Origin of the sequence: Phenylobacterium sp., assembly GCF_965284355.1 — a bacterium.
GTDB lineage: Bacteria > Pseudomonadota > Alphaproteobacteria > Caulobacterales > Caulobacteraceae > Phenylobacterium.
In genome coordinates this window covers 2,849,720-2,870,551 of sequence record NZ_OZ260078.1, presented here as the reverse complement: position 1 = coordinate 2,870,551, position 20,832 = coordinate 2,849,720, and the positions used below count along the sequence as shown (strand labels likewise).

21 protein-coding genes are annotated in these 20,832 nt (G+C 69.4%); 7 read left to right on the top strand and 14 right to left on the bottom strand.

The annotated features are described in order from the left end of the window. The first annotated feature begins 10 nt into the window (after positions 1 to 10). Genes ACQ66R_RS13985 through ACQ66R_RS13975 form a run of 3 tightly spaced genes read left to right on the top strand, consistent with a single transcriptional unit; the run spans position 11 to position 2,561 of the window. The gene (locus ACQ66R_RS13985; protein ID WP_430422924.1) at positions 11 to 700 is read left to right on the top strand and encodes a glutathione S-transferase family protein; all 690 of its coding nucleotides are present in this window, start codon (positions 11 to 13) and stop codon (positions 698 to 700) included. After that, entirely contained in the window at positions 681 to 1,814 is a 1,134-nt protein-coding gene (gene queG / locus ACQ66R_RS13980) for a tRNA epoxyqueuosine(34) reductase QueG (RefSeq protein ID WP_430422922.1), read from the top strand. The genes ACQ66R_RS13985 and queG overlap by 20 nt, the downstream gene beginning before the upstream one ends. Before the next feature lie 39 nt (positions 1,815 to 1,853). Continuing rightward, complete coding sequence (locus tag ACQ66R_RS13975; protein ID WP_430422920.1) at positions 1,854 to 2,561, top strand: DUF899 family protein; 708 nt, start codon at positions 1,854 to 1,856, stop codon at positions 2,559 to 2,561. Here ACQ66R_RS13975 and rfbC read toward each other — a convergent pair. Next, entirely contained in the window at positions 2,558 to 3,112 is a 555-nt protein-coding gene (gene rfbC, locus ACQ66R_RS13970) for a dTDP-4-dehydrorhamnose 3,5-epimerase (RefSeq protein WP_430422918.1), read from the bottom strand. The genes ACQ66R_RS13975 and rfbC overlap by 4 nt on opposite strands. Before the next feature lie 30 nt (positions 3,113 to 3,142). Here rfbC and ACQ66R_RS13965 point away from each other — a divergent pair, with 30 nt between their 5' ends. Beyond that, the gene (locus ACQ66R_RS13965) at positions 3,143 to 4,180 is read left to right on the top strand and encodes a glycosyltransferase family 2 protein (protein ID WP_430422916.1); all 1,038 of its coding nucleotides are present in this window, start codon (positions 3,143 to 3,145) and stop codon (positions 4,178 to 4,180) included. 132 nt (positions 4,181 to 4,312) lie between these two features. On the opposite strand, the gene argE is transcribed toward ACQ66R_RS13965, so the two are convergent. The 6 genes from argE to ACQ66R_RS13935 form a co-directional block, all read right to left on the bottom strand. Then, positions 4,313 to 5,479 carry an acetylornithine deacetylase gene (gene argE, locus ACQ66R_RS13960; protein ID WP_430422914.1) on the bottom strand — a complete coding sequence of 389 codons (1,167 nt, stop codon included), beginning with the start codon at positions 5,477 to 5,479 and terminating at the stop codon, positions 4,313 to 4,315. A 48-nt stretch (positions 5,480 to 5,527) separates the two neighbouring features. Next, the gene (locus tag ACQ66R_RS13955) at positions 5,528 to 5,806 is read right to left on the bottom strand and encodes a hypothetical protein (protein ID WP_430422912.1); all 279 of its coding nucleotides are present in this window, start codon (positions 5,804 to 5,806) and stop codon (positions 5,528 to 5,530) included. Beyond that, the gene (locus tag ACQ66R_RS13950) at positions 5,806 to 6,312 is read right to left on the bottom strand and encodes an FKBP-type peptidyl-prolyl cis-trans isomerase (RefSeq protein ID WP_430422910.1); all 507 of its coding nucleotides are present in this window, start codon (positions 6,310 to 6,312) and stop codon (positions 5,806 to 5,808) included. Before ACQ66R_RS13950 ends, ACQ66R_RS13955 begins: the two co-directional genes overlap by 1 nt. Positions 6,313 to 6,337: 25 nt before the next feature. Then, a complete protein-coding gene (locus ACQ66R_RS13945) occupies positions 6,338 to 7,546 on the bottom strand; it encodes a threonine ammonia-lyase (RefSeq protein ID WP_430422908.1) in 1,209 nt (402 codons plus the stop codon). Between the two features lie 76 nt (positions 7,547 to 7,622). Beyond that, positions 7,623 to 9,809 carry a putative bifunctional diguanylate cyclase/phosphodiesterase gene (locus ACQ66R_RS13940; protein ID WP_430422906.1) on the bottom strand — a complete coding sequence of 729 codons (2,187 nt, stop codon included), beginning with the start codon at positions 9,807 to 9,809 and terminating at the stop codon, positions 7,623 to 7,625. 145 nt (positions 9,810 to 9,954) lie between these two features. Next, a complete protein-coding gene (locus ACQ66R_RS13935) occupies positions 9,955 to 11,745 on the bottom strand; it encodes a dipeptide ABC transporter ATP-binding protein (RefSeq protein WP_430422905.1) in 1,791 nt (596 codons plus the stop codon). A 65-nt stretch (positions 11,746 to 11,810) separates the two neighbouring features. On the opposite strand from ACQ66R_RS13935, the gene ACQ66R_RS13930 reads away from it, so the two are divergent. After that, on the top strand, positions 11,811 to 12,329 hold the full coding sequence (locus ACQ66R_RS13930; protein ID WP_430422903.1) for a D-glycero-alpha-D-manno-heptose-1,7-bisphosphate 7-phosphatase: 519 nt from the start codon (positions 11,811 to 11,813) through the stop codon (positions 12,327 to 12,329). A 100-nt stretch (positions 12,330 to 12,429) separates the two neighbouring features. On the opposite strand, the gene ACQ66R_RS13925 is transcribed toward ACQ66R_RS13930, so the two are convergent. The 4 genes from ACQ66R_RS13925 to ACQ66R_RS13910 form a co-directional block, all read right to left on the bottom strand. After that, complete coding sequence (locus ACQ66R_RS13925) at positions 12,430 to 14,070, bottom strand: cisplatin damage response ATP-dependent DNA ligase (RefSeq protein WP_430422901.1); 1,641 nt, start codon at positions 14,068 to 14,070, stop codon at positions 12,430 to 12,432. 98 nt (positions 14,071 to 14,168) lie between these two features. Beyond that, entirely contained in the window at positions 14,169 to 15,101 is a 933-nt protein-coding gene (locus ACQ66R_RS13920) for a DUF4349 domain-containing protein (protein WP_430422899.1), read from the bottom strand. A 123-nt stretch (positions 15,102 to 15,224) separates the two neighbouring features. Then, a complete protein-coding gene (locus ACQ66R_RS13915; RefSeq protein ID WP_430422897.1) occupies positions 15,225 to 15,473 on the bottom strand; it encodes a hypothetical protein in 249 nt (82 codons plus the stop codon). A 101-nt stretch (positions 15,474 to 15,574) separates the two neighbouring features. Next, complete coding sequence (locus ACQ66R_RS13910) at positions 15,575 to 16,582, bottom strand: ligase-associated DNA damage response exonuclease (protein WP_430422895.1); 1,008 nt, start codon at positions 16,580 to 16,582, stop codon at positions 15,575 to 15,577. 76 nt (positions 16,583 to 16,658) lie between these two features. Here ACQ66R_RS13910 and ACQ66R_RS13905 point away from each other — a divergent pair, with 76 nt between their 5' ends. Then, positions 16,659 to 17,105: a PaaI family thioesterase gene (locus ACQ66R_RS13905; protein WP_430422893.1), complete on the top strand. Its 447-nt coding sequence runs from the start codon at positions 16,659 to 16,661 to the stop codon at positions 17,103 to 17,105. Beyond that, positions 17,102 to 17,518, top strand: coding sequence for a PaaI family thioesterase (locus ACQ66R_RS13900; RefSeq protein ID WP_430422892.1), 417 nt, complete (start codon positions 17,102 to 17,104; stop codon positions 17,516 to 17,518). The genes ACQ66R_RS13905 and ACQ66R_RS13900 overlap by 4 nt, the downstream gene beginning before the upstream one ends. A gap of 4 nt (positions 17,519 to 17,522) precedes the next feature. On the opposite strand, the gene phnD is transcribed toward ACQ66R_RS13900, so the two are convergent. Genes phnD through ACQ66R_RS13885 form a run of 3 tightly spaced genes read right to left on the bottom strand, consistent with a single transcriptional unit; the run spans position 17,523 to position 20,810 of the window. Next, positions 17,523 to 18,515, bottom strand: coding sequence for a phosphate/phosphite/phosphonate ABC transporter substrate-binding protein (gene phnD, locus ACQ66R_RS13895; protein ID WP_430422890.1), 993 nt, complete (start codon positions 18,513 to 18,515; stop codon positions 17,523 to 17,525). Then, positions 18,512 to 19,285 (bottom strand): hypothetical protein, encoded by a 774-nt coding sequence (locus ACQ66R_RS13890; RefSeq protein ID WP_430422888.1) that lies wholly within the window; start codon positions 19,283 to 19,285, stop codon positions 18,512 to 18,514. Before ACQ66R_RS13890 ends, phnD begins: the two co-directional genes overlap by 4 nt. Beyond that, positions 19,278 to 20,810, bottom strand: coding sequence for an alkaline phosphatase D family protein (locus ACQ66R_RS13885; protein WP_430422886.1), 1,533 nt, complete (start codon positions 20,808 to 20,810; stop codon positions 19,278 to 19,280). The genes ACQ66R_RS13890 and ACQ66R_RS13885 overlap by 8 nt, the downstream gene beginning before the upstream one ends. Positions 20,811 to 20,832 lie beyond the last annotated feature (22 nt).

The following is a 20,832-nucleotide window of genomic DNA, read 5'->3' as shown; positions in this document are numbered from 1 at the left end:
CCTTACCCAGATGACCGTCGAACGCACCCTTCATCACTTTCCGCTCGACCCGGCCTCGCGCCAGGTTCGCCTGGTGCTGGGCGAGAAGCGCCTGCCGTTCGTCGACAACTCGGTCCGCTACTGGGAGCGTCCGCGCGAGCTGACCAAGATGAACCCGTCGGGCATGGTCCCGATCCTGGTCGAGACCGACGGCGATGCGCCGCCGCTGGTGCTGTGCGAGACCCGGGCCATCATCGACCACCTGGAAGAGACCTGCCGCGAGCCCAGCCTGTTCGGTCCCGATCCCGCCGAGCGGGCCGAGGCGCGCCGGCTGATCACCTGGTTCGAGCGCAAGTTCGAGTTCGAGGCGTCCAGCTACATCCTGCACGAGAAGATCGAGAAGCGGCTGCTGGGCCTGGGCGCGCCAGAGCTGGCCAATCTGCGCCAGGGCAAGGACGCTCTGAAGAGCCACCTCTTCATGCTGGACGACCTGCTGCAGGCCCGCGAGTGGCTGGCCGGCAAGCGGCTGTCGCTGGCCGATTTCACCGCGGCCTCGTACCTGTCGGTCATCGACTACTTCGGCGACGTGCCCTGGCGGGAGGCGCCGGCGGTGAAGACCTGGTACATGAAGATGAAGTCCCGGCCGTGCTTCCGGCCGCTGCTGGCGGATCGCTGGCCGGGGCTGGCTCCAGCCGGCCACTATGACGATCTCGACTTCTGAGCGCGAAGGGCTGATCCGGGCCGAGGCCGAAAGGCTCGGCTTCGACCTTTGCCGCTTCACCGACATCGACGAGGCGTGGCCGGCCGCCGCGCGACTACTCGAGTTCGTCGACGCCGGCCGCCATGGCGAGATGGGCTGGATGGCCGAGACCATCGAGCGGCGGAAGCATCCCCGCGCCATGTGGGACGGCGCCCGCTCGGCCATCGTGCTGGGCTTGAACTACGGGCCCGGCCACGACCCGATGGCGATCCTCGGCGACCGCTCGAAGGGCGCGATCAGCGTCTACGCCCAGGGCGACGACTATCACGAGGTCATCAAGAGCCGGCTGAAGGCGCTGGCCCGCTGGATGGTGGCCACCCTGGGCGGCGAGCTGAAGGTGTTCGTCGACACTGCGCCGTTGCTGGAGAAGCCGCTGGCCGAGCGGGCAGGCCTGGGATGGCAGGGTAAGCACACCAACCTCGTCAGCCGCGAGTTCGGCTCGTGGCTGTTCCTCGGCTCGATCCTGACGACGCTGGAGCTCGCCCCCGATGCAGCCGAGGCGATGAACTGCGGAAGCTGTCACGCGTGCCTGGACGTCTGCCCGACCAACGCCTTCCCGGCTCCCTTCCAGCTGGATGCCCGGCGCTGCATCTCGTACCTGACCATCGAACTGAAGGGGCCGATCCCGCGCGAATTCCGGCCGATGCTGGGCAACCGGATCTACGGCTGCGACGACTGCCTGGCCGTCTGTCCCTGGAACAAGTTCGCCCGGGCCGGCCGGGAGCAGAAGCTGGCGGCGCGGGAGGCGCTGATCGGGCCGTCCCTCGCCGAACTCGTGCGACTGGACGATGCGGCGTTCCGCGCGCTCTTCGCGAAGAATCCGGTGAAGCGCATCGGCCGGGACCGCTTCGTCCGCAACGTCCTCTACGCCATCGGAAACTCCGACGAAGCCGTCCTGGCGGACGACGCACAGCGACTGCTGGCCGATCCGTCGCCCCTGGTGAGAGGCGCGGCGGTCTGGGCCCTGTCGCGGCTGATGCCGAGCGCAACCTTCGAGACCCTGCGCCAGAAAAATTGTCGGAACGAAGCTGACCCGGCCGTCCTGGAGGAATGGGCGATCGCGGCGGAAGTCTGAGTTCGCGGTCGCCGGCAGACGCACACGGGAGACCACGCCATGGCCAACGGGTCACGCCTCACCGACGCCGCCACGCTCGCGGCCGCCAACACCGCCCGCTATCCGAACGAAAGCGCCGCCTACCGCGCCGCGCGAAATGCTCTGCTCGCCGAGGAGATCGAGCTGCGCCGCCATCTGGAGCGGGTGGCGGCCCAGCGGCGCGCTCTGCCACCCGGCGGCGAAGTGACGGCCGGCTACCGGTTCATGGGCGAAAACGGGGCGGCCAGCCTCGCGGACATGTTCGGCGACAAGGACACCCTGGTGCTCTACAGCTGGATGTTCGGACCCGAGCGGGAGCGCTCCTGCCCCATGTGCGCCAACGTCCTGAACGCCTGGGACGCGGTGGGCGCCGACATCCGCCAGCAGGTTGCGCTGGCCGTGGTCGCCCGGTCGCCCATCGCGCGCCTCGTGGCCTTCAAGGTCGAGCGAGGCTGGAAGAACCTTCCGCTGTACGCCGATCTCGACGACGCCTTCAGCCGTGACTTCCGTGCGACCGACGCCGAGGGCAAGAGCGACTATCCGGGCGTCAATGTCTTCACGCGCCGCGACGGCGTCATCCGTCACTTCTACTCGGGCGAGATGAGCGGCGAGATGGCCGATCCCGGTCAGGACCCGCGCGGGGCGCCCGACCTGTCCCCGCTGTGGAGCGTGCTGGACATGACGCCCAACGGCCGCCAACCGGACTGGTACCCCAGGCTGACCTACTAGAAGCCGATGTCGCCCAGGTCCTTCACGCGCGGCAGCACCTGGTCCTTGGCCGACAGCAGGGGTTCCCCGTCCACCGGCCACGGGATCGCCAGGTCGGGGTCGTTCCAGATGACGCCGCCTTCGCTCTGCGGGGCGTACGGCGCGTCGACCTTGTAGAAGATCTCGCAGTCCGGGGTGATCGTGCAGTAGGCGTGGGCAAAGCCCTTGGGCACCCACAGCTGCTCGCCGCCTTCGGCGGTGAGCTCGGCGCTGACCCACTGGCCGTAGGTGGCCGAGCCGGCGCGCAGGTCGACGGCCACGTCGAAGATCGAGCCCCGCAGCGCCCGGATCAGCTTGCCCTGGGCGAATTCGCCCTTCTGGAAGTGCAGGCCTCGCAGCGTGCCCTTGGCGGCGCTGAAGGCCTGGTTGTCCTGCACGAAGGTGGTCTGGGCCGAGGTGCCGGCCAAGGCTTTCTCGCTCCAGGTCTCGGCGAACCAGCCGCGCGCATCGCCATGGCGCTTGGGCGTGATAAGCAGCACGTCGGGAATGGCGAGCGGCGTGATCGTCGTCATGGGCACCAGCTGTCGGAGTGATGCTGTCGCATGGCGCAGCGCGGGAGCGATGACAAGACCGAACACTCGTCAGGCGTCCCGCAGCTCACCGTCTGCGTCATCGCCTACAATTCGGGCCCGACCCTGCGCACCTGTCTGGAGCGGCTGGGCGCCCAGACCTTCCGCGACTTCGAGGCGATCGTCATCGATAACGCCTCGCCCGATCCCGGCGATGCGGCCATCGCCGCCGAGTTCCCCTGGGTCCGACTGATCCGCAACACCGAGAACCTGGGCTTCACCGGGGCCGGTAACCAGGGCGCCCGCGAGGGCCGTGGCCGCTGGTACGTGCTGCTCAACCCCGACGCCTTCGCAGAGCCGGACTGGCTGGCGACACTGGTCGCCGCGGCCGGACGCCATCCGCAGGTTCGGTCGTTCACCTCGCGCCAGATGGTGGCCGAACAGCCCGGCGTGCTGGACGGCCTGGGCGATGTGATGAGCATCACGGGCATCCCCTATCGCGGCGGCTATCTCAGCCGCGACGACGGCCAGGCGCGGGAAGGCGTGGTGTTCAGCCCCTGTGGCGCGGCGATGATGATCGACCGGGCGCTCTTCCTGGCGCTGGGCGGGTTCGATGAGGACTTCTTCTGCTACGGCGAGGATGTCGACCTGGGCTACCGGCTGCAGCTGGCGGGCGAGCCGACCCTGCTGGTCCCCGACGCCGTCATCCACCACGTGGGCTCGGCCTCGACCGGCGGCGCCAAGTCGGAGTTCGCCGTCTTCCATGGGTCGCGCAACCGCTTCTGGGTGCTGTTCAAGAACACGCCCTGGCCGCTGATGCCGCTGGTCGTGCCGCTGCACCTGGCGGTGCTGGTGTTTGTCTACCTGAAGCGCGACAACCGCCCCCACATCGGCCTGATCCTGCGCGCGGTGAAGGCGGCGTTCGCAGGCGCCCCCAAGGTCTTCCGCACGCGACGCGAGGTGCAAAAGCTGCGGCGCGCCTCGATCTGGCAGATCGCCGGCGCCATGACCTGGAACCCCAGGGACCTCTCGGGACGCCGTCCGGTGATCCGGCCGCTGCGGCGGCTCTAGCGCCCCCTCCACCCCTTCGGGGTCCCCCTCCCCCGCGAGCGGGTGAGGAACTGGAGTCGATCAATCCGCCATAGTTCCTCCCCCATGCCCACGGGGGAGGGGGGACCGCGAAGCGGTGGAGGGGGCGCTGGATCAGCCCTCCGCCGCCCATTCGATCAGGCGGCGCATGAACGTCGCGCCGCGTTGCAGCTGGGCGATCTCGATGAACTCGTTGGGCTGGTGGGCCTGGTCGATGGAGCCCGGGCCGCAGATGACGGTGGAGAAGCCCGCCTGCTGGAACTGACCGGCCTCGGCGGCGAAGGCCACCACGCGGGGCGGGCCGTTGTCGCCGGCCATGCGGCGGGCGAAGGCCTCGGCCGCGCCGTCGCGCTCGGGCACGAACGGGGGCACGTCGGTGCGCATCTCGACCAACACGCCGCATTCGGGGAACCGCGCCTTAAGCGCCCGGTCCATCGCCTCGGCCTCGGCGAGGAACGGCGCGACGATCTCCTTCGGCGTCCGCGGGCCCGGCGAGCGGACGTCGAACACGAAGTGGCATTCTCGGGCGATGATGTTGTGCGCCGTCCCGCCGCTGACCATGCCGATGGTGAGCGTCGGCCCCTTGGGCGTGAAGGGCGAGGCGGGGTCGGCTTCGTCCTGAAGCCTGGCCGACAGCGCATTCAGCGAGCCCATCAGCTTGACCGCCTCCATCACCGCCGACACGCCCAGGTGCGGCTGGCTGGAGTGGCACTCGCGGCCGGTGACGGTGACGTGGAAGGTGGCGATGCCCTTGTGGCCGTTCACCGCCTCCATGTTCGTGGGCTCGCCCACCACGACGACCGCCGGGGCGGGCAGCTCACGGCGGATGACGTCGATCATGTGGGGCGCGCCGAGGCACCCGATCTCCTCGTCGTAGGAGAAGGCGAGATGCACCGGCTTCCTTGCCGTCTTCGCCAATTCGGGGGCGGCCGCCAGGGACAGGGCCAGAAAGGCCTTCATGTCGCAGGTCCCACGGCCATAGAGCCGGCCGCCCTGTTCGGTCAGGGTCCAGGGATCGGTGGTCCAGGGCTGGCCGTCGACCGGCACCACATCGGTGTGGCCCGACAGCACGACGCCGCCTTCGACGGCCGGCCCGATGGTGGCCATCAGGTTCGACTTCGTACCGTCGGCGTTGGGCACGCGGCGGTGCGGCACCGAAAGGGCGTCGAGATAGCCCTCGACCCATTCCACCAGTTCGAGGTTCGAGCTCCGCGAGGTGGTGTCGAAGCTGACGAGCTTGGCGAGGAGATCGCGGGCGGAGGGATAGAGGTCGGGGGTCATGCCGAAGACTTAGACCCGCGGAGCGCCCGCCAACAACCCAATGGCGGTTCAGGGCTCGTCGTAGATGATCAGGCCGCAGCCGAAACGCACGGCCGTGTCGACGGCGCTGCGGAAGTCGTTGGGCAGGGCGTCCCAGTCGACCAACTCGCCCACCCGGGCCACGGCGATGTCGGACCAGCCCAGGCCTTCGAGGTCGGCGATCGCCACCGCGCGGGCCGCGTCCTCGTCGTCGGCGCGGGCGAAGGCCAGCACGGTAAGCGCGGGCGCGCCCGGCGCTTCCACCGCCTGCAAGGTGACCAGGAAGACGCGCGGCCGCTCGGCCGGCATTACCCCTGCTGGATCCGGCCCGGGGCCGGCAGCACGTCGATCAGCTCGATGCGGAAGATCAGCGGCGCGCCGGGCGGGATCTGGCCCGCGCCCTCTTCGCCGTAGCCCAGGTTGGAGGGCACGTAGAGCGTCCACTCGTCGCCAGGCCGCATCAGCTGCAGCGCCTCCTGCCAGGCGGGGATCAGCCGGTCGAGCGGCATGGCCGCCGGGGCGCCGCGCTCGTAGCTCGAGTCGAAGACCGTGCCGTCCTCCAGCTTGCCCTCGTAGTGGACCTTCACCTCGTCCTTCGGACCGGGCTTCAGGCCGGTGGCGGGGCCGGACTTGGTGATCTTGTAGGCCAGGCCCGAGGGCAGGACGACCACGCCCGCCTCCTTGCCGATCTTGGCCATGAAGGTCTTCGAGACCTCGGACTGCGCCACCGGCGCGCCGGGCTCTGCCGACTTGGTCTTCTGCTGGCAGGCGGCGAGCGCCAGGGCGGCGGCCGCGACGATGAGGATACGCTTCATGGCTGTCTCTCTAGACCACAGGGCCCTAAACGACCCTGGGCGGGTAGCCGCGGTCGCGCAGCGCGTCCATGACTTCCTGCGTGTGCTGGGCGTCGCGGGTCTCGATCATCACGTCGAACTCGGCGCCCTTGGCCGGCACGTCCAGCGCCAGGCGGTTGTGGGCCACCTCGATGATGTTGGCGCCCATCTGCCCGATGGTCGCCGAGACGTTCGCCAGCAGGCCGGGCCGGTCGTCGCCGATGATCCGCAGGCTGACGATCCGGCTTTCGCGCACCAGCTCGCGGGTCAGCACCGAGGCCAGCAGGCGCGTGTCGATGTTTCCGCCGGTGATCACCAGGCCGCACTTCTTGCCGCGGAACCGCTCAGGATAGGCCAGGAGGGCGGCCAGGGAGGCCGCGCCGGCGCCTTCCACAACCGTCTTCTCGACGTTGCAGTAGAGCGCGATGCCGCGCTCGAAGTACGGCTCCTCGATCAGCAGCACGTCGTCGATCAGCGGCCGGGCGACGGCGTAGCTCAGGTCGCCGACTTCCTTGACAGCAATACCCTCGGCGATGGTCGAGGCCGCGCCGTGTCGTGTCGTGTTGACGCCGCGCATCTTGGCGGTGAACGAGGGGAACATGGCCGGCTCGACGCCGATCACCTGAATGTCCGGCTGCAGGTGCTTGGCCGCCGTGGCCATGCCGGCGATGAGTCCGCCGCCGCCGATCGGGATCGGCAGGACTTCCAGGTCCGGCACGTCTTCCAGCATCTCCAGCGCCACCGTGCCCTGGCCGGCCATCACGTCGGCATCATTGAACGGATGGACGTAGGTCAGCTCGCGCTCGGCGCAGAGCCGGTCGGCCGTGGCCGCGGCCTCGTCGAAGCCGTCGCCGTCGATCACCACCTCGGCGCCGTGGGCGCGGGTCTGCTGGACCTTCATGAACGGCGTGGCCTTGGGCATCACGATGGTCACGGGGATGCCCAGCCGGGCGGCGTGATAGGCCAAGCCCTGGCTGTGGTTGCCGGCCGAGGCGGCGATCACGCCGCGCGACCGGACATTCTCGCCCAGCTGCAGCAGCTTGTTGAGCGCGCCGCGCTCCTTGTAGGCCGCCGTGAACTGCAGGTTCTCAAACTTCACCCACACCTGCGCGCCGGTGATCTCGCTGAGCGTCTTCGAGAAGCGGCAGGGCGTGCGCTCGATATGACCCTTCAACCGCTCTTGCGCGGCAAGGAGATCGTCGAAGGCGAGGGTCATGGGTGCGGCCGGGGTCTGGAAAGGCGCGCAACCTAACGACGGGGACCCCATAGAGCAACGGCGACGGCGCCCGGCGTCACCGCCTGGCGCGTTGAGGGCGAACAGCCCCAAACCCAAGGATGTACTCGTCCACATCCGGCGCGCTCATCGGCTCGGCGTAGAGGAACCCCTGGATCTGGGAACAGCCGGCGCGCCGCAGGCCCAGCCGCTGCATTTCCGTCTCCACGCCTTCGGCGATGACCTCCAGGCTGAGAGCCCGGGCCAGATTGACGATCGCGGCGACAACAGCCTCCGACGCCTTCTCGGCGCCGAGATTGGTGATGAACGAGCGGTCGATCTTGATCCGGTCCACAGGATAGCGCCGCAGATAGGCCAGGCTGGAGTAGCCGGTGCCGAAGTCGTCCAGCGCCAGGCTGAACCCCAGCTCCCGCAGGCGGGCCAGCGTTCGGGTGATCCTCTGGTCGTGCTCCAGGAGGATGCTTTCGGTGATCTCAAGCTCGATGCGCGCCGGATTGGCTCCGGTCTCCGCCACCAGCGCCGCAACGCGGTCGACGAAGTCGGCGCCACGGAGCTGAACAGGGGAAATGTTGATTCCGACGGTCAGGTGCGGCCATTGTCGGCTGTCGAGCATCGCCCGCCGCACCGTGTACTCCCCGAGGGCGTCGATCAGGCCGCACTCCTCGGCGAGGGGCACGAACTGACTGGGGGAGATCGGCCCCTTCGTGGGGTGGCGCCAACGGACAAGGGCCTCGACCCCCACCACCTTGCTGTCGCCCTGCACCTGTGGCTGGTAGACCATCGTCAGCTGATCCTCCCGCAGCGCCGTACGCAGGTCGGCTTCGAGCGCCCGCCGCGCCTGGATCGCCGCGTCCATCTCCGCGTCATAGACCTGGAACCGGTCGCGCCCCGCCTCCTTGGCGCGGTAGAGGGCGACGTCGGCGCGCCTCAGCGCCTCGATCGCATCGACCCACGCGTCTGAGATCTCGGCCACGCCTACCGACGCGCTGGGATAGAGACGACCGAAGGACAGATCGCAGGGATCGCCCACGTCCACGACGATGTCGCCCGCGAGCTTGATGAGGTCGGCGCGGGCGGCGCCACTTACGATGATCGCGAATTCGTCGCCCCCCAGGCGCGCGACCATGCCGCGTTCCGCCACCAGGGCCTTCAGACGGGCGGCGACGCGCACGATGACTTCATCGCCGGCGGCGTGGCCGTGAGTGTCGTTCACCTCCTTGAACCGGTCGATGTCGAGCACGAGCACGCCAACGCTGCGTTGACCCTGTCCGCTGAGCAGCTGCTGCGAGAGGTGCTCGCCCAGCAGGGCGCGGTTGGGCAGGCCCGTCAGGTGATCGTGATAGGCCATGTGCTTGGAATGGCTTTCGCTGGCGATCAGGGCCTGGGCCGCCCTTCGCCCGCGCAGAAAGATCGCGGCCGTGATCAGCGAGAAGATGGCCATGGCGAGCAAGACGGCCGGCAGAGTCTTCTTGAGGAGGACGCGCGCCGGGCGCTGCGGCTGCCAGTCCATCCGGGCGACCAGCCGGCCCGCGCTGTCCGTCAGCGCCATCGAGGCCTCGCCCGGCTCGTCGAACGCGTAGAGGCCGGGATGGATGTGAAACGCCTCCAGAAGGAAGCGGCTGGCGAACGTCTGCTCGAACCGCTCGTCCAGCGGCATGACGGTGACCACGAGCGGGCTTCGCCCCACGATCCGCGCACGGCCGAAGTCGGGCTGCACCAGAGTCACCGTGACGATCGCCGGTTCGTTGTAGACCCAGGCGACATCGCTGGCCTGGATCGGCGGCGGCGTCGAGGTCTTCGGCAAAACCTGCGGCTCGGAGGCCCGGACGCGCGCAATCAGCGAAGTTGCGACGCCACGGATCGGCTCATAGCTCGAGAGCGCCGCGTCCTTCCCGCCCTCCATCGCGTAGACCAAGCGATCCCGGCGATCCAGAACGAAGGATCGCTCGAAGCCACCCAGCTCGTGCAGGTATTTCCCGATGTTCTCGCCGGCCCACTCGCGATTGAAGCTGAGCCCCAGATTCTGCACGGCCGCATCCCAGGTCGTCTGCGGGACGACCCGCGCCGCCACCTCCTCGATCCAACCATCTATGCCGTGTCGAACCAGCGCCTCCTCGCGCTCGGCGACCCGCTTGTCAGAGATGGTCGCCGTCAGGACACGCGCGCCAAGGAGCGTCGTCATCAGAAGGACTGCGACGATGGCGATGATGATCGCCGCTCCGCGGCCAAAGGCTTTTTCAGGCATGCCGAGGGGGCTCCAGGACGCCCTGTCCTATCCCCGCTCGTGCTTAACGCATCTGCAACGTTAACTATTAATTCCCGGATTTGAGTATGTAACTGTGGGAATTCCCACGGCAAGTCCGATGTTCAAGATCACTTGTCGCGCGAATTCAGGTTATGGGATCGAATTCTGCGACAAAGTGCCCCACCGATACCTCCACCAACTTCGGCGTCTCGCCGGAAGCCAGCTTCGAGGGGGCGAAGCGGAAGGCCGCGGCCGGGTCCATGGGGCTCGGAGGCTCGCCATCCAGCTTGAGGCGACGTCGCGTGCGCTCCATATCGGGATCGGGGATCGGGGCGGCCGAAAGCAGGGCGCGCGTATAGGGATGCTGCGGCGCCTGCCAGATGCAGTCGCGGTCGGCCAGTTCCATGACCCGGCCCATGTAAAGCACCAGCACCCGGTGGCTGATCTCGCGCACCACCGCCAGGTCGTGGCTGATGAAGATCATCGCGAGCCCCATGTCCTTCTGGAGCTGGATCAAAAGGTCGATGATCTGGGCGCGGATCGACACGTCCAGGGCCGACACCGCCTCGTCGCAGATCACCAGCTTCGGCTTCAGGATCATCGCACGGGCGATGCCCACCCGCTGGTTCTGGCCGCCCGACAGCTCGTGCGGGTAGCGGTTGATGAGGGCCGGATCCAGCTCGACCCTGGCCATCATCGCCCGCACCTCGGCCTCGCGGGCCGCGCCGTTCAGGTCGGGGCGGAAGGCCGTGAGCGGCTCGGCGATGGATGTGCCGATGGTCATCCTGGGGTCCAGGCTGGCCAGCGGATCCTGGAAGACGATCTGGAGATCGCGGCGGGCCGCCTGCATTGCCGCGCGGTCGGCGTGGGTGATCTCGCGGCCCATCAGGGTGACGGCGCCGCCGGTCGCCGGCAGCAGGTTGAGCACCGCCCGCGCCAGGGTCGACTTGCCCGAGCCGCTTTCGCCCACGATGCCCAGCGTCTCGCCCTCTCGCACCGAGAACGACACGCCGTCCACGGCACGCAGCACCTTGGGCGGGCCGAAAACCTCCTGCCGGATCGGGAAGTGCACTGTCACGTCGCGCCCCTCGACCAGCACCGGCGCGGCCTCAGGCGTCGGCGCGATCTGCGGGCGCCCGCCCCGGTCGGCCCGGTCCAGCCGCGGGATCGCGGCCAGCAGGGCGCGGGTGTAGTCGCTCCGGGGCGCATGGAAGACATCGGCCACCGCGCCGGCCTCGACGTAGGCGCCGTCCTTCATGACGCACACCCGGTCGGCCAGCCGGGCGATCACGCCCATGTCGTGGGTGATCAGCACCAGCGCGGTCCCCGTCTCGCGCTGCAGCTCGGCCATCAGGTCCAGGATTTCGGCCTGCACGGTGACGTCCAGCGCCGTGGTGGGCTCGTCGGCGATCAGCAGCTCCGGCCCCGGCGCCATGGCCGCGGCGATCATCACCCGCTGGCGCATGCCGCCCGACAGCTCGTGCGGATACTGGCCCATGCGCCGCGCGGCGTCGGGAATCCTCACCCTGCCCAGCCACTCGCGCGCCCGCCTGTCGGCCTCGGCGTGCGAGAGCCCCAGGTGCAGCCGCAGCGGCTCGGCGATCTGCTCGCCGATCTTCACGTGCGGTGTCAGTGCGGTCAGCGGGTCCTGGAAGATCATGGTCATCTTCGATCCGCGCACCTTGTTCAGGTCGCGCGGCTTCAGCCCCAGCAGCTCCTGGCCGTGCAGCGTCGCAGAGCCCGAGGCCCGGCCGTTGCGCGCCAGGAGGCCCATGACCGCCATGACCGTCTGGCTCTTGCCCGAGCCGCTCTCGCCCACCACGCCCAGCGTCTCGCCGCGCGCCACGCTGAGCGACACGCCACGGACGGCGTTCACGACGCGGTCGTGCGTCTCGAAGTCGACCCGAAGGTCTTTGATCGTTAGGACGTCGGCCAACACCGCCTCTTGATCTCTCGCCCGAGGACCGTAGAGGCGTGTCGGTCCAACCGCAAAGAGCGCCCGTGTCCGTACCCCCGCTGAAGCCGGCCCTGTTCCTCGACCGCGACGGGGTGCTGAACGAGGATCGCGGCTTCGTGCATCGCTGGGAGGACTTCGTCTGGATCGAGGGTGCGATCGAGACGGTGGCGACGTTCAACCGGGCCGGCTGGCTGGTGATCGTGGTCACGAACCAGTCGGGGGTGGGGCGCGGCTACTATCCCGAGGCCGACGTCTTCGCCCTGCACGACCGCATGCGCGAGGACCTGGCCAAGGCGGGCGCCCACATCGACGCCTTCTACCACGCCCCCCAGCATCCCGAAGCGCCGGTGGAGGCCTACCGCCACCCCGACCCGCCGCTGCGCAAGCCCAATCCCGGCATGATCCTGCAGGCCCTCGCCGACTGGCCCATCGACCGCGACGCCTCGTTCCTGGTGGGCGACAAGCCGTCCGACCTGGAGGCGGCGACGCGCGCGGGGGTCCGGAGCGTGTTGTTCAAGGGCGGGAACCTGCGGGCGTTCCTCGAGGGCCATTCCCTCCCTTGATGGGAAGGGACAGACCGCGGAGCGGTCAGGGTGGGGGGTTGTGGATCGGGTGCTGAGGTCGGTGAGGGTCGTCTCTCCCTCACCCTGGCGGCTGCGCCGCCTATCCCTCCCCATCAAGGGAGGGAAGCATCCGCTCCAGCGTCTCCAACTCATCGGCCTCGCCCGGCGGCTTGTCCCAACGCAGGCGGCTGATCCTGGGAAAGCGCATGGCGACGCCCGACTTGTGGCGGGTGGATCGCTGGAGCCCCTCGAACGCCACCTCGAGCACCAGCCCATGGTGCGGCTCGGCGCGCACGGACCGCACCGGGCCGAACCGCTCGATCGTGTTGTCGCGGACGAACTTGTCGATCTGCAGCAGCTCTTGGTCGGTGAAGCCGAAGTAGGCCTTGCCCACCGGGGTGAGCGTCCGCTGCCCCATATCGTTCTGTGTCCAGACCCCGAAGGTGTAGTCGGAATAGTAGCTGGACCGCTTCCCGTGGCCGCGCTGGGCGTACATCAGCACCGCGTCCACCAGGAACGGATCGCGCTTCCACTTGAACCAGGGCCCCTTGGGGCGGCCGGCCTCGTAGACGGAATCCAGGCGCTTCAGCATCAGCCCCTCGGCCACCTGCGGGTCGCCCTCGGGCGGGGCGGCGCGGAGCGCGGCGAGTTCGGCCCAGTCGCCAAACGGCTGAATCGGCGACAGGTCGATGCGGGGACGGCCCTCCTTCGACACGAAGGCTTCCAGGCGTCGGCGGCGCTCGGCGAACGGCAGGCTGCGGGTGTCCTCGGCGCCGATCTGCAGGACGTCGTAGGCCCGGATTGCGGCGGGATGGGCGGCCATCAGTCTGGCGTCGACAGTCTTGCGGTTCAGCCGCTGCTGCAGGTCGGCGAACGGGGCGACCTTGCCGTCGCGGATCACCAGCAGCTCGCCGTCGAGGACGCCCTCGTCCTCCAGCGCCTCCAGCACGTCGGGGAACGTCTTCGAGATGTCGTCGCCGGTTCGCGTGTAGAGCCTGCGGACGCCACCCTCGTGCGCGGCCTGCACGCGGATGCCGTCCCACTTCCACTCGGCGGCATAGTCGGCCGGGTCCAGCTTGCCGAAATCGACGGCCTCGTCGATCGCCTGGGCCAGCATCACCGGCCGGAAGCGGGCCGGGTTGGCGGAGGACGGCTTCTCGCTGCGCCCCTCCAGCCAGGCGAACAGGTCGCCATAGGGCGGCGTCAGCGCGTGCCACAGCTCCTCGATCTCGGCCGGATCGACGCCGCCAAGGTCAGGATGAGCCATCTCGGCCGCCGCCCGCTTGGCCAGCCGCGCGGTCAGGCCGACCCGCAGCGCGCCGGTCATCAGCTTCAGCAACGCCCACCGCTCGCGCGGCTCGCGCATGGCGTCCAGCCAGCCCTCGATCAGCCGCTGGACCTCGGCGCGCGACGCGCCGCGCAGGGCGTCGATCACTTCCGAGAGCTGGGGCTCGCGATTGGCGCCCGGCCGCGCCGGCCAGACCAGCGACACCGCCTCGGCCAGGTCGCCCACATAGTCGTAGCTCCACCGGAAGAGCTGGGGGTCCATCCGGCTCTCGACCGCCTTGCGGATGAACGCCGGCTTGGCCGCATCGAAGGTCAGGTCGCCGGTCAGCGCCGCCAGCGCCCAGCCGCGGTCGGGATCCGGCGTCTCGCGCAGGTAGTCGCGCACCATCGTCAGCTTGGCGTTGCGCGAGGCCGTCAGCGACAGGCGGTCCAACAGTTCGGCGAAGGCGCGCATCGGGCTCCCGTCTCAATGACGTCCAACACATAGGACGCGAAGAGCCCAACGCGACAGAGCTCGGATGGACGCGCTCCGGCGCCAAGACCGCAACTCTGTCAGGCCGCTCGCGGCTTGCGGGCAAAGGGCCAGCGCAGCTTCGGCAGTCGCCGGCGGAACAGCCACAGCAACCCACCGACGACCACGGCCCAAGGCGCCGTCACCGCGACGATGTCGATCATCGTCGCCAGGCTCGCCGCCATGGCCGAGAAGAAGGCGCCCAAGGATCGACTGAGCGGCGAGCGGACCGACGCACCGACCACGTCGCGCGCACTATACTGGATGGCGACGTCTGACATCGCCACCCGGCCGCGCATCATCGTCAGCTGCGACTGCGCCGAGTCGATCTCGGCCTGCACGCGGGCCAACTCGCGCTCAACGGCGAGCAGGTCCGACAGTCGGCCCGGTCGCCCTGCGAGCAGACCCTGCAGGCGGTCGCGCAGCGTGGTCTTGGCCCGCAGTTGCGCCACGGTGTCGACGATCTCGCGGGACAGGTCCTCGGAGGTGACGTCGCTGGTGTCGACCCGGCCGCCCACGCCGCGAGCGTCGCCCTCCAGTCCGTCGCGGAAGCCCTTCAGCCACAGCGGCGTCGCCCGCATCGCAAGTTCGCCGTCGATCGCGCCATTGCCGCGGTCGGCGATGGCGCTCGAGACTACCTGGCACACGGTGTGACCTGCCTTGGCGCAGGCCTGTTCGTGACGGCGGCGCAGGGCGTCCACCTGTTGGTGCGGGGCCGAAATGCCGTAGGCGTAGCTGTAGGCCAGCATCGGGAGGCCGGCCGGGACCCGCACAGCGCTCTCGCCGGAGGGCGGGGCCTCCGCATCGGCAGCGGGCGCTGCGGCAGCGTCGGCGACGTCGGAGTAGGCCTTGGACTTCACCCCCGGGGGCGTCCGAATTTGCACCTCCGCCATCTCTTGATAGGCGGGCTCGTTGCGGGCGCATCCCGAGGCCACGAGCGCGGTGGCGGCGAGCATGAAAAGGCGTGTCGTCAAGCCAGTCTCTCCCTTGCCCCGCATCCCCGTGCGAACAAAGATTACATTTGTAGGCTGAATTGCGGCAGAGCTTTCGGCCGCCTGCTCCGGCGCGGCGCGAGACCACGCCGGAGGCTGACGGGGCTACTTTGTCGCGGGAGTCGCCGGCTGAGCCGTGGTGGCTTCCGGCGTCGCGGGCTTGGCCGGATCGACCGAGGCCGTCTGCTCGACGGGCTTCGCCGGATCGACGCTCGCCGTGGCGTCCGGCGTCGGCGTGTCGGTGGTCGCGACCGCCGCGGGCGGCGGGGTCTCGGCCTTGTCCCAGGGCATGTTGCAGGCCGCGAGCGAGCCGGCGGCCAGGAAAACAACGAGGGCAGTCAGGGTCTTGCGCATGGATCACCTCCTGTGTGGCGCGAGGTGACGGTAACGCGTTCGTGATCACGACTTCGTGATCGGCATGTGCAGCGCTGGCGCAGATGCCGCCCGGCTTCCGCTCAGTCGTCGTCGTCCTCGTAGCCGATCAGAGCCAGGGCCTTTGCCTCGATGCCATTGAGGGTCGCCCAGCGCGCCAGGGCCTCCTCGCGGCCGTGGGTGATCCAGAGTTCGCCGGGGCGCAGCTCGTCCACGGTGGCGGTCAGTTCGTCCCAGTCGGCGTGATCCGAGATCACCAGCGGCAGCTCGACGCCGCGCTGCTTGGCCCTGGCGCGTATCTGCATCCAGCCCGAGGCGAAGGCGGCGACGGGCTCGGGGAACCGGCGGCTCCAGCGGTCCTGCATGGCCGAGGGCGGGGCCACGATGATGGCGCCCGCGAAGTCGCCCTTCCTCTCGGTGGTGGCGGGCGCCAAAGGCCCGAGATCGACGCCGTGCCGCTCATAGAGGGCGTTCAGCCGCTCCAGCGCGCCGTGGACGTAGATCACCTCGTTCCAGCCCGCCTCACGCAGCAGCCGGATGATCCGCTGCGCCTTCCCCAGGGCGTAAGCCCCGACGATGTGGCTGCGTTCCGGGAACTGCGCCGCCGAGCGCAGCAGCCGGGCGATTTCGCCCCTGTCGTCGGGATGGCGGAACACCGGCAGGCCGAAGGTCGCCTCGGTAATGAACACGTCGCAGGGCGTGGGCTCGAACGGCGGGCACGTGGGATCGCGCCGGCGCTTGTAGTCTCCCGACACCACCATGGTCAGGCCCTTCCACCGCACCACCGCCTGGGCCGAGCCCAGCACGTGTCCGGCCGGGACCAGCGTCACCTCCACCGCGTTGCGCGTCACCGTCTGGCCATAGGCCGCCGCCTCGGTGGTGTGGGCGAATTCGGCGCCGTAGCGCTCCCTCATGATGTCGAGGGTCTGGGGCGTCGCCAGCACATTGTAGTGGCCGGCCCGCGCGTGATCGGAGTGGCCGTGGGTGATCACCGCCCGGTCCACCGGACGAACGGGGTCGATATAGAAGTCGCCCGGCGCGCAATAGAGCCCCTCGGGGCGGGGGCAGAGAAGGTCCTGGGGACGGATCATGCCTGTTCAATGTAGGCGCGCGACGAAGGCTCCGCACGATTGACTTCCGCGAGCGGCAGGGCGTCTACCAAGGCAAATGTCCGACTTCGACAACGCGCCCCTGAACCTGAAGATGAACATGTCGCCGCACGCCGCCGCGCTCGGGATGGACCTGGTCTCCATCGAGAAGGGGCGTGGGATCATGTCGGTCCCCTGGCGCGAGGAGTTCGTGGGCGACCCCGAGTCCGGTGTCATCGCCTCGGGCGTGGTGACGGCTTTGATCGATCACACATGCGGACTGGCGATCAATTCCGCCATGGATGAGATGGTCCCCATCGCGACCCTGGACCTGCGCATCGACTACCTGCGGCCGGCTGCGCCCCGCACCGGGCTGACCGCCGAGGCGCACGCGTATCGCCTGACCCGCACGGTGGGGTTCGTGCGGGCCGAGGCCTGGGACGTCGAGCGCGGCGACCTGGTCGCGACGGCCCAGGCCGCCTTCATGCTCAACACCCGCGCGCAACCGCTGGGAGCCAAGTCGTGAGCGAGATCCACGGCCTCGACACCTTCTTCCAGCGCGTGCCCTACGTCCGCTTCCTCGGCATGCGGGTGGAGCTCGCCGGCGACGAGATGACGACGGTGCTGCCGTTCAGCCAGCATCTGATCGGCAACCCGATGCTGCCCGCGATCCACGGCGGCGCGATCGGCGCGTTCCTGGAGCTGACGGCGCTGGCCCAGCTGTCCCTGGTGGAGCCGGCGCGCCGGGTGCCGAAGACGATCGACATCACGATCGAGTACCTGCGCTCGGCCGGCCCGCGGGACGTCTATGCCCGCGCCATCCTGCGCAAGGTGGGCCGCCGCGTCGCGAACGTGCAGGTCGAGGCCTGGCAGGAAAGCCGCGCCAAGCCCGTCGCCGGCATGACCGGCCACTTCCTGCTGCGGAGCGACGAGGCGTAGCCCCCTACCTCGCGACCGGCGCCTTGTCCTTGGCGATCTGCGCCAGCGCCGCTTCCGCCTTGGCGATCGCGGCGGTGTCGTTGCGGTTCTTCGCCTCGAGCAGCTGGCCGGTGGCCTCCATCTCGCGCACCGGGATCAAGTGGCTGGCGTCGGCGGGGATGAAGGGTTTGGTCTGGATCTGCTCCAGGATCTTGCGCTGCCGGGCCGCCTCGGGCGTGTCGCCGACCCCGTAGCTGAAGATGAAGTTCATCACCTTCTTGCGCAGCTCGGGATCCAGGTCCTTGCGCACGATCAGCGGGTCTTCGGGGATCCGCGGCGAGCGCCATATGATCTCGACATTCTCCAGGGTCCGGCGCGCCACGTCGGTGTCCAGCAGCTTCAGGCGGTCCATAGAGGCGGTGTTGTTGGTGGCCGCGTCCAGCAGCTTGCCCGACACCGAGAACAGATTGGTCTCGTGGTTGGCGGAGCGCACGGTCTTGAAGCATGCGTCCGGCATGATGTTGCGGGGCGCGAACAGGTAGGTCATCGGCGCCAGGGTGCCTGACGTCGACTTGGGATCGCCCATGCCGACGTTCAGCGACTTGTCGCAGCTCAGGAGCTTGTCGAGCGTCAGGCCCGAGCCCTTCGGCACGATGATCACCGCCTCGTAGCCGTCGACGCCCGTGGGGTTCACCGAGCGGGCGAAGACCTCGCCGTTCGCCCGCCGCACGGCTTCCAGCCCCGACTGGTTGGTGAACCAGCCCAGGTCGGTCTGCTTGAAGCGCATGGCCTCGACGAGCGCGGTGTAGTTCGAGCCATAGTAGGCCTTCACCGGCCGGCCCACGGCCTCGGCCATATCGTCGAGGAACGGCTGCCAGTCCTTTTCGGCGCTGGACTGGCTCTCGGCCGACAGGATCGAGAACACCAGCTCCTTGCGCTCGGGCTCCCCGCCCTTCGGCTGCCCGCAGCCGGCCAGAGCCAGCGCGGCGGCCAGGCCCAGAATCACTCGGCGGTTCATTTCCCCTCCACGGGCGGCAGCTGCATCTCGACCACCTCGCGTTTCGCGCGGCTGATCCCGTAGAGCACGCCGGGCCGGGTGCGGTCGAACGCGATCGCCTGGCCCTCGATGGGGACCTCGAGCGTGGCGACGTGGCGCAGTTCGTTCCCCAGCCGCGGGATTTCCAGGACATAGACTTCCGGCAGATCGTGCCCGGTGACGTACAGCCGCCCGTCCGCGCCCCAGGCGCCGCCCGAGGAACTGCGCGGCTTGAAGCGGTCCAATACCGACCTGGGGAACGTCCAGGCTCCCGTCACCCGCCACTTGTCGTCGAACCGCAGCAACGTGGTGAAGCGGTGGTCACGACCCGGCTCGCCGCCGCGATCGTCGTAGTTGGCGAAGCAGGCCCACCAGGCGCCGTCCTTGCGGTCGATCCACGTCAGCGACCCCGGTTGCCTGCCGAGCGCGACCGATCGCAGGTGGACCATGTTGACCGGATCGAACACCTCGACCGTGCTGGTCATCGGCACAGCGGGATAGTTGGAGCTGGCGCAGACCAGCTCGGGACCGATCACGGCGCAGGAGTTCAGATGGGGGAACGTCGCCGGGTCGCCGGTCCACAGCGCCACGCGCTGGCCGGTGGCGCGGTCGTACTTGCCGATCTCGGAGTTGCCGACCGCATAGACATAGGCCCCGTCGGCCGCGACGCCCTGGTTCGCCTCGGGCGCCGGCAGGCGCGACAGCGTCTCGGCCTGCACCAGCGCGGCGAACCCGATCAGCGCCTCAAGCACGGACGACCCCGGCCTTGCCGTTCTCGACCACGAATTTGGCCAGGTCTCGGACCGGCGAGCCCTTGTCGAGCCCGTTCACGCCCCGGAACGTGACCGTGGCGCCCTTGGGCGTCAGGTCGACCCGACCGTAGCCCCGGACTTCGCCCTCGGCGTACTTCAGGTGCGGGTTCACGAACCGGGCGGCGTTCAGGTTGGCGTTGGTCTCGCCCAGCGAGCTGATCGAGCCGCCGACGAACTCGGTGGCGACCGGCGGCTGGCCGCGCTCGACCGAGAGATCCCCCGCGAAGAAGCAGTGGACGTCGCCGCCCAGCGCGATGGGGTTCGCGACCTTGGCGTCGCGCCACGTCTCCAGGATGCGGCGGCGTGTGGCGGGATAGCCGTCCCAGCCGTCGTTGCTGACCTTGCCCTCCTGCAGCCGCAGCTCACCCATCAGGGTCTGCTGACCCAGCAGGTTCCACTGGGCCTGGCTGTCGGCGATCCGGCCGGCCAGCCATTTCTCCTGGTCCGCGCCCAGCAGCGAGCGCTTCGGGTCCAGGCGCTCGGGGCAGTCGTAGGGGATACGCTTCTTCTCCTCGACCGCCTTGCAGGTGCGGGCGCCGCGGTACTGCCGGTCGTCCACGACGGCGAGCCGGGCGAGGCGGCCCCAGTCGAGGCTGCTGTAGAGGCGCATCTTCGGCCCGTCCGGGTGCGCGGCGCGGCGCAGCGGCATGTTCTCCCAGTAGGCGCGGTAGGCGTCGGCGCGGCGGCGCAGGAACTGCTCGGGTGTCGCGGGCGTACGGTCGGCGTCGCCGCCGTAATCGTTGGAGACCTCGTGGTCGTCCCACATGACCACCCAGGGCGCGGCGGCGTGGGCCGCCTGGAGGTCGGCGTCCTGCTTGTACCAGGCGTAGCGCTGGCGATAGCTGTCGAGGTCGCGGGCGACGACGTCGGGATGCGGCCGCAGCACCTCGTCACGCCCCAGGGCGCCCTCGTAGATGTAGTCGCCGAGGAACAGGACGAGATCGGGGTTGTCCGCGGCCAGGTGGCGGTGGGCGGCGTAGTAGCCGGTCTCCCACTTCTGGCACGAGCCATAGGCGAGGCGCAGATGGTCGACCTGTGCGCCGCGCTCGGGCGTCGTGCGGGTGCGCCCGACCGGGCTGGCGTGGCCGCCGCTGTTGAAGCGGTACCAGTACTCGCGGCCGGGCTTCAGGCCGGCGACCTCGACATGGACGGCGTGGCCGTCCGCCGCACGCGCCTTGGTCTCGCCCTTGCCGACCACGCGCCGGAACCCGTCGTCCTCGGCGATCTCCCAAGCGACGTCGAACGACCGCGGGCCCAGACCCGATAGCGCTCGGGGGTCTGTGGAGAGACGGGTCCACAGCACCACGCCGTCGGGCAGCGGCTCGCCGGACGCGACGCCCAGCTTGAAGGGGTATTCGCCGATCTGCGCCTGCGCGGCGGCGCGCGTCCAGATCGCGGGCGCGAGGCCGACGCTCGCCGCTGCGGCGGTCAGGCCCAGGAGGTGGCGTCGCGAGGGAGTGTGCATGCGCTACCTTGGCTTTGGCGGG

Bases quoted from the DNA above. Each gene is read 5' to 3' on its own strand.
- ACQ66R_RS13885 (WP_430422886.1), bottom strand. From the start codon at position 20,810: ATGCACACTCCCTCGCGACGCCACCTCCTGGGCCTGACCGCCGCAGCG.
- ACQ66R_RS13940 (WP_430422906.1), bottom strand. From the start codon at position 9,809: ATGCCTGAAAAAGCCTTTGGCCGCGGAGCGGCGATCATCATCGCCATC.
- ACQ66R_RS13945 (WP_430422908.1), bottom strand. From the start codon at position 7,546: ATGACCCTCGCCTTCGACGATCTCCTTGCCGCGCAAGAGCGGTTGAAG.
- ACQ66R_RS13910 (WP_430422895.1), bottom strand. From the start codon at position 16,582: ATGATCCGTCCCCAGGACCTTCTCTGCCCCCGCCCCGAGGGGCTCTAT.
- queG (WP_430422922.1), top strand. From the start codon at position 681: ATGACGATCTCGACTTCTGAGCGCGAAGGGCTGATCCGGGCCGAGGCC.
- ACQ66R_RS13965 (WP_430422916.1), top strand. From the start codon at position 3,143: ATGGCGCAGCGCGGGAGCGATGACAAGACCGAACACTCGTCAGGCGTC.
- ACQ66R_RS13955 (WP_430422912.1), bottom strand. From the start codon at position 5,806: ATGCCGGCCGAGCGGCCGCGCGTCTTCCTGGTCACCTTGCAGGCGGTG.
- argE (WP_430422914.1), bottom strand. From the start codon at position 5,479: ATGACCCCCGACCTCTATCCCTCCGCCCGCGATCTCCTCGCCAAGCTC.
- phnD (WP_430422890.1), bottom strand. From the start codon at position 18,515: ATGAACCGCCGAGTGATTCTGGGCCTGGCCGCCGCGCTGGCTCTGGCC.
- ACQ66R_RS13950 (WP_430422910.1), bottom strand. From the start codon at position 6,312: ATGAAGCGTATCCTCATCGTCGCGGCCGCCGCCCTGGCGCTCGCCGCC.
- ACQ66R_RS13905 (WP_430422893.1), top strand. From the start codon at position 16,659: ATGTCCGACTTCGACAACGCGCCCCTGAACCTGAAGATGAACATGTCG.
- ACQ66R_RS13915 (WP_430422897.1), bottom strand. From the start codon at position 15,473: ATGCGCAAGACCCTGACTGCCCTCGTTGTTTTCCTGGCCGCCGGCTCG.
- ACQ66R_RS13925 (WP_430422901.1), bottom strand. From the start codon at position 14,070: ATGCGCGCCTTCGCCGAACTGTTGGACCGCCTGTCGCTGACGGCCTCG.
- ACQ66R_RS13975 (WP_430422920.1), top strand. From the start codon at position 1,854: ATGGCCAACGGGTCACGCCTCACCGACGCCGCCACGCTCGCGGCCGCC.
- ACQ66R_RS13985 (WP_430422924.1), top strand. From the start codon at position 11: ATGACCGTCGAACGCACCCTTCATCACTTTCCGCTCGACCCGGCCTCG.
- rfbC (WP_430422918.1), bottom strand. From the start codon at position 3,112: ATGACGACGATCACGCCGCTCGCCATTCCCGACGTGCTGCTTATCACG.